The organism is Streptomyces sp. NPDC054834 (assembly GCF_053611185.1).
Genome location: NZ_JBSGZV010000011.1, coordinates 202,794 through 217,119 on the forward strand (window position 1 = coordinate 202,794; position 14,326 = coordinate 217,119).

Here is a 14,326-nt window from a genome sequence, read left to right on the forward strand (position 1 = left end):
CCGGCCATCCCCCGCGGTCACCTCCCCAACCAAGGGACCGCCCGACCCCCGCGCCGTCGCGAAGTCCCCCCCCACCGGCAGCGCTGCGACGATGGACTCCCAGACCCCACAGTCATCCCAGGCATCCCAGTCACCTCATACGTTCCAGGTCGACCTGCGTGGTTTGGTGGACCTGCTCTCCCATCACCTCTACTCCAGCCCCAAGGTCTACCTGCGCGAGCTGCTCCAGAACGCGGTGGACGCCATCACCGCCCGGCGCGCCGAACAGCCCGACGCCCCGGCGCGGGTGCGGCTGTACACGGACTCCCGTGAAGGTGCCGCCCTGCGGGTGGAGGACACCGGCGTCGGGCTCACCGAGTCGGACGTGCACAGCCTGCTGGCGACCATCGGCCGCAGCTCCAAGCGCGCCGAAGGATTGCAGGAGGCCCGCTCCGACTTCCTGGGCCAGTTCGGCATCGGCCTGCTGGCCTGTTTCGTGGTCGCCGAGCGCATCCGGGTGGTCAGCCGCAGCGCCCGTACGCCCGACGCCCCGCCCGTGGAGTGGACGGCGAGCGACGACGGCTCCTACACCGTGCGCACGCTGCCCGACGAGGCCCGGCCCGAGCCGGGCACCACCGTGCATCTGATCGCACGGGCCGGCGCCGGGGAGTGGCTCTCGCCCGAACGCGTCCTGACGCTGGCACGGGACTTCGGCTCGCTGCTGCCCTACGACGTACGGGTGGGCGACGAGGCGGTCACCGATCTGCCCGCGCCCTGGGACCGCCCCTACCCCTCCCCCGCCGCCCGCCGGGTGGCCCTGGCCCGGCACTGCCACGAGACGTTCGGGTTCACCCCGCTGGACTCGATCGAGCTGGATGTGCCGCTGGCCGGGATCCGCGGGGTGGCGTACGTGCTGCCGTCCGCGGTCAGCCCCGCCCAGCGCGCCACCCACCGGGTGCACCTGAAGGGCATGCTGCTGACCGAGCGGGCCGAACAGCTGCTGCCGGACTGGGCGTTCTTCGTGCGCTGCGTCCTGGACACCGACAGCCTGAGGCCCACGGCCTCGCGCGAGTCGCTGTACGAGGACGAGACGCTGGCCGCCGTACGGGAAGCGCTCGGCGAAAGGATTCGGTCCTGGCTGACCGCTCTGGCGGCGGGCGATCCGGAACGGCTGGCGGCCTTCCTGTCGGTGCACCACCTGGGGGTGAAGTCCCTCGCCCGGCACGACAAGGACATGCTGCGCACGATGCTGCCGTGGCTGCCGTTCGAGACGACCGACGGGCAGCTGTCCCTGGAGGAGTTCGCGCAGCGCCACCCCGTGGTGCACTTCACGCGCACGGTCGAGGAGTACCGGCAGGTCGCGCCGATCGCCTCCGCGCAGGGCGTCGGAGTGGTCAACGGCGGTTACACCTACGACAGCGAACTGGTCGAGGCGCTGCCGTCGGTGCGCCCCGGGACGGTGGTCGCCGAGCTGGACGCGGACACCGTGACCGCCCACCTGGACTCGGCCGACCCGGCGGAGGAGCTGGCCCTGTCCGGCTTCCTGGCCGCGGCGCGGGCGAAACTCGACCCGCTGGGGTGCGACGTGGTCCTGCGGGCCTTCCACCCCCTCTCGGTGCCCGCGCTGCACCTGGACGACCGGGCCGCCCGGCACGAGCAGGCCCGCGCGGAGGCGGAGGCCCAGGCCGACGACCTGTGGGCGGGCATCCTCGGCTCGCTGCGCGGCAGCGCCCCGCGCGCGCGTCTGGTGCTCAACCACCTCAACCCGCTGATCCGGCGGATCGCTTCCCTGAAGGATCCCGAGCTGATCGGCACCGCGACCGAGTCGCTGTACGGGCAGGCGCTGCTGATGGCGCAGCGGCCGCTCAGGCCCGCGGACTCCGCGCTGCTCAACCGCGCGTTCATCGGCCTCCTGGAGTGGGCCACACACGGGGATTCCGCACCTGGGGATTCCGCACACGGGGAGGGCGGTCACCGATGACCGGGATCACGGACTTCGACGCGCTGCGCCGGGCGATGGCGGAGAACTCCGAGCAGCCGGAGGGCCCGGCCCGCAACGCGCGCGCGGAGCAGTTGCTCGCCGAGGCGGAGAAGCTGAACATCCCGCTCGCGGTGATCGAGGCGCTCGGGCACCAGCTGAAGGTCTACAACTACAGCTCCGAGAAGGACAAGATGTTCGTCCCGTTCGCGCGGCTGCTGCGCGTCTGGGACGAACGGCCCGAGGACTTCGACGAGTACGAGACGCACTCGCTGCACTGGGTCTTCAAGTGGGTGTCGGCCGGCATGCTCGACCAGCCGCATGTGCCGCTCGCCTCCATCGAGAAGTGGCTCGGCGAGATGGAGCACCGCTACCGGCTGGCCGGCCACTCCGAACGGGCCGTGCGCAGCGCCGAGTTCAGCGTCGCCGCGCACATCGGGGACCTGGACCGCGCCGAACGGGCCTACGCGGCCTGGCTGGCCGCCGACCGGGACCGGATGGCCGACTGCCACGCCTGCGAGTTGCACGGGCAGGGCACGTGGCAGATCAAACGCGGGCGGGACACCGAGGCGCTCGAACTGTGGCGGCCGGTCCTGGAGGGCGAGTACAGCTGCGCCCACGAGCCGCACAGCGTCCTCGCCTCCTCCCTCACGCCGCTGCTCAGGCTGGGCCGCGTGGACGAGGCCCGCGCCCACCACCTGCGCGGCTTCCGGCTGGTGCGGCCGATGGAGAGCATGCGCGGCGCGTACGCGGACCATGTGGAGTTCTGCGCGCTCACCGGCAACGAGGCACGCGGCCTGGAACTGCTCGCCGAGCGGCCGGCCTATTTCACGGACACCGGGCATCCGCGCAGCCGCCTGGACTTCATGGCCGTGGTGGCGCTGCTCATGGACCGCCTGACCGAGCTGGGGCTCGGCGAGCAGCGCGTGCCGGGCCCGGACGGGCAGGTGTGGACCGCGCGAGAACTCGCCGCCCACGCGCGTGCGGAGGCCCTCGATCTGGCCGGACGGTTCGACCTGCGCAACGGCACCACGTACGTCGGTGACCGGACCCGCGAGCGCATGGCACAGCGCCCGCTGGTGGAGCGGCTGCCGCTCGGCGTGCGCACCGCGGCCGTGCCGGCCTCCGTGGCCCGACCGGTCGCCCCGGTCCCCCCGGTCACCGCCGCGGGCCCGGACGAGCCGGACCTGGCCGCGCTGCTGGCCGAGGCCCGGCGGCTGTCGGACTCCCTCCAGCCGCACGCCCTCGAGGCGTGGGCGGCGGCCGCACAGGCCGCCGAGGGCGTCCAGGTGGCGGCGCGGGACCGTGCGGAGATCGTCGATCACGAGGCGATGGGCCGGGGCCCCGAGGGCGTCGAGCTGTTCGAGCGGGCCGCCGAGCTGTACGCGGAGGCGGGCGACGCCGGGGAGGCGCTGGCGGCACGCGCGCGTGCGGCCTACGCACGGGCCCTGTCGGGCCAGGTCGACGAGGCGCTCGCGGCGGTCGTCGAGCCGTACGACCGGGTCCTCGCCCTCTACGCCGAGGACGCCACCGGCGTGCGGCAGGCGGCGTCGGTACTGACGAGCCGGGCGCGGATCCTGATGCGCCGGCTGCACGAGGACCCGCAGGGCGCGGGGGAGGCCGTCGGGCGGGCGGTCCGGGAGCTGCTGGCGCTCGTCGACGGGCATGTCGGGGGCGACGTGCGGCTGGCGTCCCGGGCGGCCGAGGCGCGGGCGATGCTGGCGGAGCTCGCGGAGCACTCCGGGGATGTCGAGACGGCCGCGAACCTCTTCCGCCGGGCCACGAGACAGTTCGTGGAGGCGGGCCTGCCGTGGTTCGCGGTGGAGTACGAGGTCCGGGTGGCCGCCTTCGCCCACGCGCAGGGCGACATGGCGGAGGCCGAACGGGCGCTGCGGGCGGCCCTGGAGCACGGCGGGCCCCATGTGGAGGCGATCGGGCGGGCCCAGCTGCACCTCCAGCTCGCGGAGGTGGTCGGCGGCCGGGACGACGCGCGGGAGGCGGCGGAGCACGCCCTGGAGGCGGCGCACTGGGCCGACGCGGCGGGCGAGGGCGCCACGCTCGGCGCCTGGGCGCGGCACCAGCTGGGCGGCTTCCTGCTGCGGCAGGGGCGGTGCGCCGAGGCCGCCGAGGTGCTGGAGTCGGCGCTGGCCGATCTGACCGCCGAGACGCACGGTGACGGCGCGATCGTGCAGACGCGGTGGTGGATCGGGGACTGTCTGAGCGAGCTGGGCGAGCACCGGGAGGCCGCCGAGCACCGGCTCGAGGCCGCCGAGATCGCCCGGCACTGGCCCGAGCAGCAGGACCACGCCACCCTCGCCCACCTCGCCGCCGAGTCCCTCGGGCAGGCCGGGCTGCCCGCCGACGCCGACCAGGCCTACGCGCGCGCGGGCGAGCTGTGGCGCTCCCTGGGCAACATCCACGGCCTCGTCCGCAGCCTGCGCGCCCGCGCGTGGCTGGCGCTGCGCACCGAGGCCGGGCTCGACGGGGCGCGGGAGCTGATGGAGGGCGCGGTCCGGGCGTGCGCGCAGGCGCTGGAGCCGGCCGGCGACGCGGAGGCCCGGGAGCGGGTCACCGCCGAACTCGGCCACACCCACCGGCAGTACGGCGACCTGCTGGCCCGCTCGGTGTCCCAGGACGGCGGGGACACCGCGGTGCAAGCCGCGTTCGAGGAGGCGCTGGCCCAGATGACGCGGGCGGTCGCGGTGTTCGCCTCGCTCGGCGAGGAGGCCCTGCACAGCCGTACCGGCGCGGAGCTGGCCGCGGGCTGGCTGGAGGCGGACCTGAGCCGCCCGGCGGATGCGGCGGCACGCGCGCGTGCGGTGCTGACGGCGTACGACGGGGTGGGCGACGCGCACGACGACGCGCACGACGACGCGGACGACGCCGTGCGGGCCCGGCGGACGGAGGCTGAGCAGCTGCTGGACGCGCTGCCGGCGGTTCCGGAGTCGTAGGAGGTACGTTCCCCGCCGGCGGTCAGTGCTGGGCCTCGTCGACGGCGACGTCCGTACGTACGAAGCTGCTGCCGGTCGCGACCGTGGCGACCCCGAACCTGGATGAGGTGGCCCAGCTCACCGGGGTGCGGGTCGCATCGGAAGGTGATCTACGCCAGGCGGCGGCCGTGCTGGAGTACGGACCGCGGTGGGTGCTGATCAAGGGCGGGCATCTCGCCGGGGACGCAGGGCGGGCGGGAGCCAGGCTGTGGATCTTCTGATGGACGGCGCCGAGCATGCGGCCCAGGACGGTCTCGGCGGTGGTCGTGACGTCCGAGCCGATCACCGCACCCCACCGCTCACTCCACCCCGATGAGCAGCAGCGCCCCCTGCCGCCCGCCCCGGTACACGACCGTGTCGACGGCCAGGTACATCTCCCGCACGCGTGCCTGAAGGTGCTCGGCGACGGTCTCCGGTGCCTCGTCGCCGAGCACGAGGGTGACCAGTTCGCCGCCGGCCTGGAGCATGCGGTCCAGGACGGTCTCGGCGGTGGTCGTGACGTCCGAGCCGATCACCGCCACGTCGCCGTCGACGAGGCCCAGCACGTCACCGGCCTGGCAGATGCCGGCCATGGTCCAGAACTCGTGCTCGGCGACGACGACCTCGGCGTACCGGGTGGCGCCCGCCGCCGAGGTCATCTGGACGACGTCCTCGTCGAAGCGGCGGTCGGGCTCGTGCACCGCCAGCGCGGCGATCCCCTGGACCGCCGAGCGGGTCGGGATGAGGGCGACGCGGACGCCCTCCGTGCGGACCTGCTCGGCCGCCGCGGCCGCGGTGTGGCGCAGCTCGGCGTCGTTGGGCAGCAGCACGACCTCGCGCGCGTGGGCGCGGCGCACGGCCTGGACGATCTCCCCGCTGGCGGGCGACTCCCCGGGGCGGGCGAGCACGGTGGTCGCGCCGGCCTCGGCGTACAGCCCGGCCAGGCCCTCGCCGGGCACGACGGCCACGACCGCGCGCTGGGCCCGCTCCCTGGGCGGTGGTTCGGAGCCGGTGTGCACGTCCCCGAGCCCGAAGTGGGTGATCCGGATCCGGTGGGGCCGTCCGGCTTCGACACCGGCCTCCACGGCGGCGCCCGCGTCGTCGACGTGCACGTGCACGTTCCACAGCCCGTCGCCGCCGACGACGACGAGGGAGTCGCCGAGCCGGTCGAGCCGCTCGCGCAGCCGGTCCACGGCCGCGTCCTCGGCCTCCAGCAGGTAGATCACCTCGAAGGCGGGCCCGCCGTTCCCGGCGCACCCCGCCGCCTTCGCGTGCCCCACATCGGTCGCGGCGGGCCGCACGGCCGTCCCGGCGGGCTCCCCGTCCGCTCCGGCGGGCCGCACGCGCGCGTACGGCAGCTCCGTGACGGGCGACCCGGGCGCCTCCCCCGTGAACGTCTCCACCAGCGCCCCGAGGACGGCCACCAGCCCGCGCCCGCCGGCGTCCACCACCCCGGCCCGCTCCAGCACGGCCAGCTGGCCCGGAGTCGCCGCCAGGGCCGCGCGCGCTCCCTCGTAGGCCGCCCGGGCCACGCTTCCGCAGTCGTCCCCGGCCCCTTCGGCGGCGTCGGCGGCGGCCGAGGCGACCGACAGGACCGTTCCTTCCACGGGATGGGCCACCGCGTGGCGGGCGGCGTCGGCGGCGCGCCGCAGGGCGAGCCGCAGCCCCTGCCCGTCGGTGTGAGGTGCCTCACCATCAGCGGCGAGCACCTGCGCCATACCGCGCAGCAGCTGCGCGAGGATCGTCCCGGAGTTGCCCCGCGCCCCTATGAGTGCCCCGTGCGCCATGGCGTGCATGGCATCGGCCGACGACGGCCCCGGGCCACCCCCGGGCTCCACCTCGTATCCGGTGAACACGGCCTCCACGGCCGCCACCGCTGACTCCAGGGTCAGGTACAGGTTCGTGCCGGTGTCGCCGTCCGCCACCGGATACACGTTGATCGCGTCGATCTCCTCGCGCGAGTGCCCCAGCGCCCGTAGCGCCAGACCGCACCAGGCACGCACCGCGAGAGCATCGAAGAATGTCTGCGGCACCTGCGCCACCTGCGCCTCCCTGAGCTGGCTGGACGTGGGAGGCAGCGTAGACCCCGGACGGGTGCCGACCGGAAGAGGGCCGGGGGCGGGCCCCTGAGCTGCCATGGTAGTTTCGTTGTACGGGCGCAGCCGTTGTATGCTGCTCCGGTTGCCCGATCCCGATCGGGCCATTCCCCTGGCAGCGCCACTCAAGATCTAAGGTCTTATGATCTCGATCCCGGCATGCCGGGATCAACCGTAAGTGCATCTGAAGTCTTTGGAGTGACCCGTGGCTGCCAACTGCGACGTCTGCGGCAAGGGGCCGGGCTTCGGCAACAACATCTCGCACTCGCACCGCCGTACGTCCCGTCGCTGGAACCCGAACATCCAGCGCGTGCGTACCGTGGTCGGCGGGACGCCGAAGCGCGTGAACGCTTGCACCTCGTGCATCAAGGCCGGCAAGATCTCGCGCTGACGCACTGCTGAGCGCGCGGCCACTGCTGGTTCGCTGCACAGAGCCGGTCCACCTCACGGTGGGCCGGCTTTTTGCCGTACCCGTACATCAGGTCCGGAAGCGCCATCCGTGATCCACCGGCCCGATCCCCTTCCCCAGCGCGAACCCGGCCGCGATCGCCCCGGTGACGTACTCCTTCGCCTCCGCCGCGGCCTCCGGCACGCTCAGCCCCTTCGCCAGCCCCGACGCGATCGCCGAGGCGAGCGTGCAGCCCGTGCCGTGGGTGTGCCGGTTGTCGTGCCGGGGCGCCCGCAGCCAGTGCTCCTCGGTGCCGTCCGTCAGAAGATCCACAGCCTGGCTCGCGCCCGCCCGCCCTGCGTCCCCGGCGAGATGCCCGCCCTTGATCAGCACCCACCGCGGTCCGTACTCCAGCACGGCCGCCGCCGCCTGGCGTAGATCACCTTCCGATGCGACCCGCACCCCGGTGAGTTGGGCCACCTCATCCAGGTTCGGGGTCGCCACGGTCGCGACCGGCAGCAGCTTCGTACGTACGGAGTCCAGCGCGGACGCGGCCAGCAGCGGGTCCCCGTGCTTGGAGACGCCCACCGGGTCCACGACCGCCGGAGCGTCCGTCCCGCCGAGCAACTCGGCGACCGCCTCGACCAGTTCGGCCGAGGCCAGCATCCCGGTCTTCACGGCCCGTACGCCGATGTCGTCGACGACACTGCGGTACTGGGCCCGTACGGCCGCCACCGGCAGCTCCCAGGCGCCCTGCACGCCGAGCGAGTTCTGTGCGGTGACCGCCGTGATCACGCTCATGCCGTGCACCCCGAGCGCGAGCATCGTCTTCAGGTCGGCCTGGACGCCCGCGCCTCCGCCCGAGTCCGAGCCCGCCACGGTCAGGACCCTGGGGATCATGACTCGATGTCCCCGAAGTGGTCCCAGCCGCCCTTGCTGGTCCACGGCGCCCCGTCGACCGTGACCTGGGGCAGCGCCGAGGGGTTGAGCACTTCGCCGATCACCTTCCAGCGGGCCGGCAGCTTCACGTCCGGCGGGAAGGTCGCCACGATCGCGTGGTCCTCTCCCCCGGTCAGCACCCACTGCAACGGGTCGACGCCGACGGCCTGCCCGATGTCGTTCATCTGGGTGGGGATGTCGATGGCGCCGGAACGGATGTCGATGCGGACCTTGCTGGCCTCGGCGATGTGCCCGAGGTCGGCGATCAGGCCGTCGCTCACGTCGCACATGGCGGTGGCGCCGAGCCCGGCGGCGGCCGGGCCCGCGTGGTACGGCGGCTCGGGGCGCCGGTGGGCCTCCACGAAGGCGCGCGGCGAGCGGAACCCGCGGGCGAGCACCGCATATCCGGCCGCGGACCAGCCGAGCCAGCCGGTCACCGCGACGAGGTCGCCGGGCTGGGCACCGGCCCGGGTCACCGGCTCCTGGTTGCGCAGATCGCCGAGCGCCGTGATCGAAACCATGATCGTGTCACCGCGCACCACGTCACCGCCGACCACGGAGGCGCCCGCGACCTGGCACTCGTCGCGCAGCCCGTCCATCAGCTCGCTCGGCCAGGTGACCGGGAGTTCGGCGGGTACGACCAGGCCGAGCAGCAGCGCGGTCGGTACGGCACCCATGGCGGCGATGTCGGCGAGGTTCTGCGCGGCCGCCTTGCGGCCCACGTCGTACGCCGTGGACCAGTCGCGGCGGAAGTGCCGCCCCTCGAGGAGGATGTCGGTGCTCGCCACCACCCTGCGGTCGGGCGCGGCGACCACCGCGGCGTCGTCGCCGGGGCCGACCCGGACCGCCGGGGTGGTGGTGAGACGGGAGGTGAGCTCCCGGATGAGCCCGAACTCGCCCAGCTCACCCACAGTGCCCTTCATTGCCCTTCAGCCCCTTCTGTACCTGGCCGTACGCCTGTCCGTACCCGCTCGCGCGTCATCCTGGTCCCCCCGGAGCCCCGAACAAAATGGGCGCGTTGCTTCGTGGGCCGCCCAGGTCTCCCCGTGGCGACCGGCGACGCGATACCGTGGCGTTCCTTTTCCCCACATGATCCTCGTGGCCGCCCTGGAGGTTCCGTGGTACAGGCGTACATCCTGATCCAGACGGAGGTCGGCAAGGCGTCGACCGTCGCCGAGACGATCAGCAAGATCCCTGGAGTCATCCAGGCCGAGGACGTGACGGGCCCGTACGACGTCATCGTGCGCGCCCAGGCCGACACCGTCGACGACCTCGGCCGCCTGGTGGTCGCGAAAGTCCAGCAAGTGGACGGCATCACCCGCACCCTGACCTGCCCGGTCGTGCATCTGTAGCCCCCGTCTACCCTTGGCCGGTGAATATCTTCCGTCACCGGCTCACCGGCCTGCCCGCGCTCGCCCTGCTGATCGCCGTCGCGGGCTGCTCCTCAGCAGACGACAGCGCCACGGTGGCGGTTCCCAGCCCCGACGCCAAGACCGCGAAGCTGTGCCGCAACCTGCACAAGGTACTGCCGGAGAAGGTGGACGGCCGGAGCCGCAACGACCCCGAACCCAGGTCCGCCCTCACGGCGGGCTGGGGAAGCCCGGCGATCATACTGCGCTGCGGTGTCGGAAGGCCGCCCAAGATGATCGACCCCAAGGTGGCCAAGGGCACCGACCCGGACGCGATCGGCGGCGGGGTCGACGGCGTCGACTGGCTGATGGAGAAGCAGGACGACGGGACGTACCGGTTCACCACGGCCAAGCGCGAGGCATATGTGCAGGTGGCCCTGCCGAAGTCGGTGGCCGAGCAGGACAGTGCCGCGGTCCTCGTCGACCTGGCCGCCGCCATCAAGAAGGCGATCCCCACAGGGATCGCCTCCACCGTCTGACCGCGCGGCCGTTTCCGGCGGCTACCGCAGCCCGGTCGACCGCCGCAGCGCCGCCTGCACCAGCCGGTCCACCAACTCGGGGTAGGAGATGCCGGTGGCCTGCCACATCTGTGGGTACATCGAGATGGGCGTGAAGCCGGGCATCGTGTTGATCTCGTTGATCACGAACTCGCCGTCCTCGGTGAGGAAGAAGTCCGCGCGGACCAGACCCTCGCAGGAGGCCGCCTCGAAGGCCTCCACCGCGAGGCGCCGCACCTCGGCGGTCTCCTCCTCGGTGAGCGGGGCGGGCACGATGCCGGGCGTGGAGTCGATGTACTTCGCCTCGAAGTCGTAGTACGCGTGCGCGTCCGGCGGCGGGATCTCCGCGGGCACGGAGGCGCGCGGCCCGTCCTCGAACTCCAGGACCCCGCACTCGATCTCGCGGCCGCGCAGCGCGGCCTCCACGAGGATCTTCGGGTCGTGCCGCTGGGCCTCGGCGATGGCCTCGTCGAGGCCGGCCAGATCGTCGACCTTGGTGATGCCGATCGACGAACCCGCGCGCGCGGGCTTCACGAACAGCGGCCAGCCGTGCTCGCCGGCGAAGTCGACGATCTTCTTGCGGGCGGCGGGCTCGTCCTGCTCCCACTCGCGGGGCCGGATCACCACGTACGGGCCCACCTTGAGCCCGAAGGAGGTGAACACCCGCTTCATGTACTCCTTGTCCTGGCCGACGGCCGAGGCGAGCACGCCCGAACCCACGTACGGGACGCCGGAGAGCTCCAGGAGGCCCTGGAGGGTGCCGTCCTCGCCGTACGGGCCGTGCAGCACCGGGAAGACCACGTCGACCTCGCCGAGGGCCTTGGGCACCGAACCCGGCTCGCTGTAGACGACCTCCCGGTTGGCGGGGTCGACGGGGAGGACCACACTGCCCTCGCTGGACTCCGCGAGCTCCTCCACGCTGGGCGTGCGCCGGTCGACGATGGCCATGCGCTCGGGCGCGTCGGCGGTGAGCGCCCAACGGCCGTCCCTGGTGATGCCGATCGGCAGGACGTCGTACTTCGTCCGGTCGATGGCCTTGAGGACGGCGCCCGCGGTGACCATGGAGATCCCGTGTTCGGAGCTGCGCCCGCCGAACACGACGGCCACGCGCGGCTTGCGGGACGGCTGCTCAGGGCTCTGGGGGAGGTTCTCGGTGCTCATATCGCGTTGAGAGTACCCGGTGGTAGGGCCCCGAGACAGCGTCGGCGGGCCGGGAAGAGCGCGGCGTCGCTCAGCGTCGTTCGGGCTTCGCGCTGCGCGACATCAGCTCCTTCAGGGCGACCACCGGCGGCTTGCCCTCGTGCACGATGCCGACGACCGTCTCGGTGAGCGGCATGTCGACGCCGTGCCGGCGGGCCAGATCCAGCACGGACTCGCAGGACTTGACGCCCTCCGCGGTCTGCTTGGTGACCGCGATGGTCTCCTGAAGGGTCATGCCCTTGCCGAGGTTGGTGCCGAAGGTGTGGTTGCGGGACAGCGGCGAGGAGCAGGTGGCCACCAGGTCGCCCAGACCGGCGAGGCCGGAGAAGGTCAGCGGGTCGGCACCCAGGGCCGCACCGAGCCGGGTGGTCTCGGCGAGCCCGCGCGTGATGAGCGAGCCCTTGGCGTTGTCCCCCAGGCCCATCCCGTCGGCGATGCCGACCGCCAGGCCGATCACGTTCTTGACCGCGCCGCCGAGTTCGCAGCCCACCACGTCGGTGTTGGTGTACGGGCGGAAGTACGGCGTGTGGCAGGCGGTCTGGAGCCGCTGCGCGACCGTCTCGTCGGTGCAGGCGACCACGGCCGCGGCGGGCATGCGGGCGGCGATCTCGCGGGCCAGGTTGGGCCCGGTGACCACGGCGATGCGCTCTCGGCCGACCTTGGCGACGTCCTCGATGACCTCGCTCATCCGCATGGCGGAGCCGAGTTCGACGCCCTTCATGAGGGAGACGAGGACGGTGCGGGGGGCGAGCAGCGGGGTCCACTCGGCGAGGTTCTCGCGCAGGGTCTGGGAGGGCACCGACAGGACCGTGAAGTCCGCGCCCGCGAGGGCCTCGGCCGCGTCCGTGGTCGCCCGCAGGTTCTCCGGGAGCTCCACGCCGGCCAGATAGTCGGGGTTGGTCCGGGTGGAGTTGATGGCGTCCGCGACCTCGGCGCGGCGGGCCCACAGCGTGACCTCGCAGCCGGCGTCGGCGAGCACCATCCCGAAGGCAGTGCCCCACGAACCGGCACTGAAGACCGCCGCCTTGACCGACTCGCTCACTTGGCGCTCTCCTCTTCCTGGCCGCTCTGCGCCCGCGTCCTGCGCCGCTGCTCGATCCGCTCGCGGCGCGGGTCGTAGGGCGCCTCGGGGGCCTTCTCGCCGCGGATCTCCTCCAGCTGGCGGGTGATGGCCGCCATGATGACCTCGGTGGCCTCCTTCAGGAGGTCCGCGGTCATCTCCTTGTCGTAGAAGCGCGCGAGGTCCACCGGCGGGCCGGCCAGCACGCGGTGGGTCTTGCGCGGCAGCAGCTGGGGCTTCTTCGCGTACGGCGGGAGCAGTTCGTTGCAGCCCCACTGGGCGACCGGAATGACCGGGCACTTGGTCTGGAGCGCCACGCGCGCGGCGCCGGTCTTGCCGGTCATGGGCCAGCCGTTCGGGTCGCGGGTGAGAGTGCCCTCGGGGTAGAAGGCGACGCACTCACCGCGCTCGACGGCGTCGATCGCGGCCCGGAAGGCGCTGAGCGCGTCGGTGGACTCGCGGTAGACGGGGATCTGCCCGGTGCCGCGCATGGCGGCGCCGACGAATCCCGCCTTGAAAAGGCCGCTCTTCGCCAGGAATCGCGGAACCCGTCCGGTGTTGTACTGGTAGTGCGCGTACGCGAAGGGGTCCACATGGGAATTGTGGTTCACCGCGGTGATAAATCCGCCCTCGGCCGGAATGTGCTCCATTCCACGCCAGTCCCGCTTGATCAGAACCACCAGGGGCGGTTTGCAGATCACCGCGGCGAAGCGGTACCAGAAGCCGATTCTGCGGCGGGGCACGCGGACACCTTCCTCTAGGTCCTCCAGGGCTGCCACCAGGGCCGGGGAGCCGCACAAGTGTCGCCCCAGGCCGCCGGTCTGTCGAGGACACCGTACGCCCCGCCGCCCGGCGTGCCGGAAGCCCAGGGGGACAATGGGCGCAACGAGTAAGGGACGGTACGTCGGTGCAGTGGACCTTGGTCATACCCCTCAAGCCCCTGGAGCGGGCCAAGAGCAGGCTGGCGAACACCGCCGCCGACGGGCTGCGCCCGGGGCTGGCCCTCGCGTTCGCCCAGGACACGGTGGCCGCCGCGCTCGCCTGCCCCGCGGTGGCGGATGTGGCGGTCGTCACCGACGACGCCCTGGCCGGCCGTGAGCTGGCCGCGCTGGGCGCCCAGATCGTCTCCGACGAGCCGGGCGGCGGCCTCAACGCCGCTCTGGCGCACGCCGCCGCCGTCGTACGGGCATCGCGTCCGGAAAGCCCGCTCGCGGCCGTGAACGCCGATCTGCCGGCCCTGCGGCCGCTGGAATTGTCCCGGGTCCTGTCGGCGGCGGCGGAATTCCCGCGCGCTTTTCTCCCCGACGCGGCCGGGGTCGGCACCACCCTGCTGGCCGCAGCCCCCGGCCGGGAATTGTCTCCGGCTTTCGGCGCCGATTCCCGCGTCCGGCACCGCGCCTCCGGCGCCGCGGAACTCCTGCTCGACGCGGTGGATTCGGTACGCCAGGACGTGGACACCGGCGAGGACCTGCGGGCGGCCCTGGCCCTCGGAGTGGGCCCGCGCACAGCGGCGGTGACCGCGCGGCTGCTGATTCCGGGGCAGTAGGCTGCCGGTATGCAGGCGACCGCGTACACGTACGACCCCGAGACCCGCAGCGGGCAGGTACTTCTCGACGACGGCACCCCGGTGGCCTTCGAGGCGCCGGCGTTCGACGCTGGCGGGCTGCGGCTGCTGCGGCCCGGGCAGCGGGTGCGGATCGAGACGGAGCCGGCGGTGAAGTCGCCGGAGGGCTCGGGAGCGGCCCTGCGGATCACCCTGGTGACGCTTCAGACCTTCTGACTCCAGACCTTCTGAACGTCCGGGAAACGCG

At 73.0% G+C, this 14,326-nt stretch carries 13 protein-coding genes and 1 pseudogene; 8 read left to right on the forward strand and 6 right to left on the reverse strand.

What is annotated here, in order from left to right; genetic code table 11:
- Positions 1 to 91: 91 nt before the first annotated feature.
- The 3 genes and pseudogenes from ACWGJM_RS17870 to ACWGJM_RS17880 form a co-directional block, all read left to right on the forward strand.
- Complete coding sequence (locus ACWGJM_RS17870; RefSeq protein WP_453412625.1) at positions 92 to 1,960, forward strand: HSP90 family protein; 1,869 nt, start codon at positions 92 to 94, stop codon at positions 1,958 to 1,960.
- Positions 1,957 to 4,908, forward strand: coding sequence for a tetratricopeptide repeat protein (locus ACWGJM_RS17875; protein ID WP_453412626.1), 2,952 nt, complete (start codon positions 1,957 to 1,959; stop codon positions 4,906 to 4,908). The genes ACWGJM_RS17870 and ACWGJM_RS17875 overlap by 4 nt, the downstream gene beginning before the upstream one ends.
- A gap of 38 nt (positions 4,909 to 4,946) precedes the next feature.
- Positions 4,947 to 5,135 (forward strand): annotated as a pseudogene (locus ACWGJM_RS17880) (bifunctional hydroxymethylpyrimidine kinase/phosphomethylpyrimidine kinase); the annotation flags it as partial.
- Between the two features lie 111 nt (positions 5,136 to 5,246).
- Here ACWGJM_RS17880 and ACWGJM_RS17885 read toward each other — a convergent pair.
- Positions 5,247 to 6,968, reverse strand: coding sequence for a DAK2 domain-containing protein (locus tag ACWGJM_RS17885; RefSeq protein WP_453412627.1), 1,722 nt, complete (start codon positions 6,966 to 6,968; stop codon positions 5,247 to 5,249).
- Positions 6,969 to 7,227: 259 nt separating this feature from the next.
- On the opposite strand from ACWGJM_RS17885, the gene rpmB reads away from it, so the two are divergent.
- Positions 7,228 to 7,413 (forward strand): 50S ribosomal protein L28, encoded by a 186-nt coding sequence (rpmB, locus tag ACWGJM_RS17890; protein ID WP_384995299.1) that lies wholly within the window; start codon positions 7,228 to 7,230, stop codon positions 7,411 to 7,413.
- A gap of 87 nt (positions 7,414 to 7,500) precedes the next feature.
- Here the strand turns inward: rpmB and thiD are convergent, their stop codons facing one another.
- Both thiD and ACWGJM_RS17900 read right to left on the reverse strand, forming a co-directional pair.
- A complete protein-coding gene (gene thiD / locus ACWGJM_RS17895) occupies positions 7,501 to 8,310 on the reverse strand; it encodes a bifunctional hydroxymethylpyrimidine kinase/phosphomethylpyrimidine kinase (RefSeq protein ID WP_453412628.1) in 810 nt (269 codons plus the stop codon).
- Positions 8,307 to 9,272, reverse strand: coding sequence for a thiamine-phosphate kinase (locus ACWGJM_RS17900; protein ID WP_132855927.1), 966 nt, complete (start codon positions 9,270 to 9,272; stop codon positions 8,307 to 8,309). The genes thiD and ACWGJM_RS17900 overlap by 4 nt, the downstream gene beginning before the upstream one ends.
- Before the next feature lie 195 nt (positions 9,273 to 9,467).
- Here ACWGJM_RS17900 and ACWGJM_RS17905 point away from each other — a divergent pair, with 195 nt between their 5' ends.
- Positions 9,468 to 9,701, forward strand: coding sequence for an Lrp/AsnC family transcriptional regulator (locus ACWGJM_RS17905; RefSeq protein ID WP_020121007.1), 234 nt, complete (start codon positions 9,468 to 9,470; stop codon positions 9,699 to 9,701).
- Positions 9,702 to 9,721: 20 nt separating this feature from the next.
- Complete coding sequence (locus ACWGJM_RS17910) at positions 9,722 to 10,237, forward strand: DUF3515 domain-containing protein (protein ID WP_453412629.1); 516 nt, start codon at positions 9,722 to 9,724, stop codon at positions 10,235 to 10,237.
- Positions 10,238 to 10,258: 21 nt separating this feature from the next.
- On the opposite strand, the gene ACWGJM_RS17915 is transcribed toward ACWGJM_RS17910, so the two are convergent.
- The 3 genes from ACWGJM_RS17915 to ACWGJM_RS17925 all read right to left on the reverse strand — a co-directional run bounded on the left by ACWGJM_RS17915 (position 10,259) and on the right by ACWGJM_RS17925 (position 13,258).
- Positions 10,259 to 11,416 carry a D-alanine--D-alanine ligase family protein gene (locus ACWGJM_RS17915; protein ID WP_453412630.1) on the reverse strand — a complete coding sequence of 386 codons (1,158 nt, stop codon included), beginning with the start codon at positions 11,414 to 11,416 and terminating at the stop codon, positions 10,259 to 10,261.
- 70 nt (positions 11,417 to 11,486) lie between these two features.
- Positions 11,487 to 12,497: an NAD(P)H-dependent glycerol-3-phosphate dehydrogenase gene (locus ACWGJM_RS17920; RefSeq protein WP_453412631.1), complete on the reverse strand. Its 1,011-nt coding sequence runs from the start codon at positions 12,495 to 12,497 to the stop codon at positions 11,487 to 11,489.
- Positions 12,494 to 13,258, reverse strand: a complete 765-nt coding sequence (locus ACWGJM_RS17925; protein WP_453412632.1) for a lysophospholipid acyltransferase family protein — start codon at positions 13,256 to 13,258, stop codon at positions 12,494 to 12,496. Before ACWGJM_RS17925 ends, ACWGJM_RS17920 begins: the two co-directional genes overlap by 4 nt.
- Before the next feature lie 164 nt (positions 13,259 to 13,422).
- On the opposite strand from ACWGJM_RS17925, the gene cofC reads away from it, so the two are divergent.
- Complete coding sequence (cofC, locus tag ACWGJM_RS17930; protein ID WP_453412633.1) at positions 13,423 to 14,061, forward strand: 2-phospho-L-lactate guanylyltransferase; 639 nt, start codon at positions 13,423 to 13,425, stop codon at positions 14,059 to 14,061.
- Positions 14,062 to 14,070: 9 nt separating this feature from the next.
- On the forward strand, positions 14,071 to 14,295 hold the full coding sequence (locus ACWGJM_RS17935; protein ID WP_453412634.1) for a hypothetical protein: 225 nt from the start codon (positions 14,071 to 14,073) through the stop codon (positions 14,293 to 14,295).
- Positions 14,296 to 14,326: the final 31 nt, after the last annotated feature.

Coding starts and splice junctions, on each gene's coding strand:
- ACWGJM_RS17870 (WP_453412625.1), top strand. CDS start 92: ATGGACTCCCAGACCCCACAGTCATCCCAGGCATCCCAGTCACCTCAT.
- ACWGJM_RS17915 (WP_453412630.1), bottom strand. CDS start 11,416: ATGAGCACCGAGAACCTCCCCCAGAGCCCTGAGCAGCCGTCCCGCAAG.
- ACWGJM_RS17900 (WP_132855927.1), bottom strand. CDS start 9,272: ATGAAGGGCACTGTGGGTGAGCTGGGCGAGTTCGGGCTCATCCGGGAG.
- thiD (WP_453412628.1), bottom strand. CDS start 8,310: ATGATCCCCAGGGTCCTGACCGTGGCGGGCTCGGACTCGGGCGGAGGC.
- ACWGJM_RS17935 (WP_453412634.1), top strand. CDS start 14,071: ATGCAGGCGACCGCGTACACGTACGACCCCGAGACCCGCAGCGGGCAG.
- ACWGJM_RS17875 (WP_453412626.1), top strand. CDS start 1,957: ATGACCGGGATCACGGACTTCGACGCGCTGCGCCGGGCGATGGCGGAG.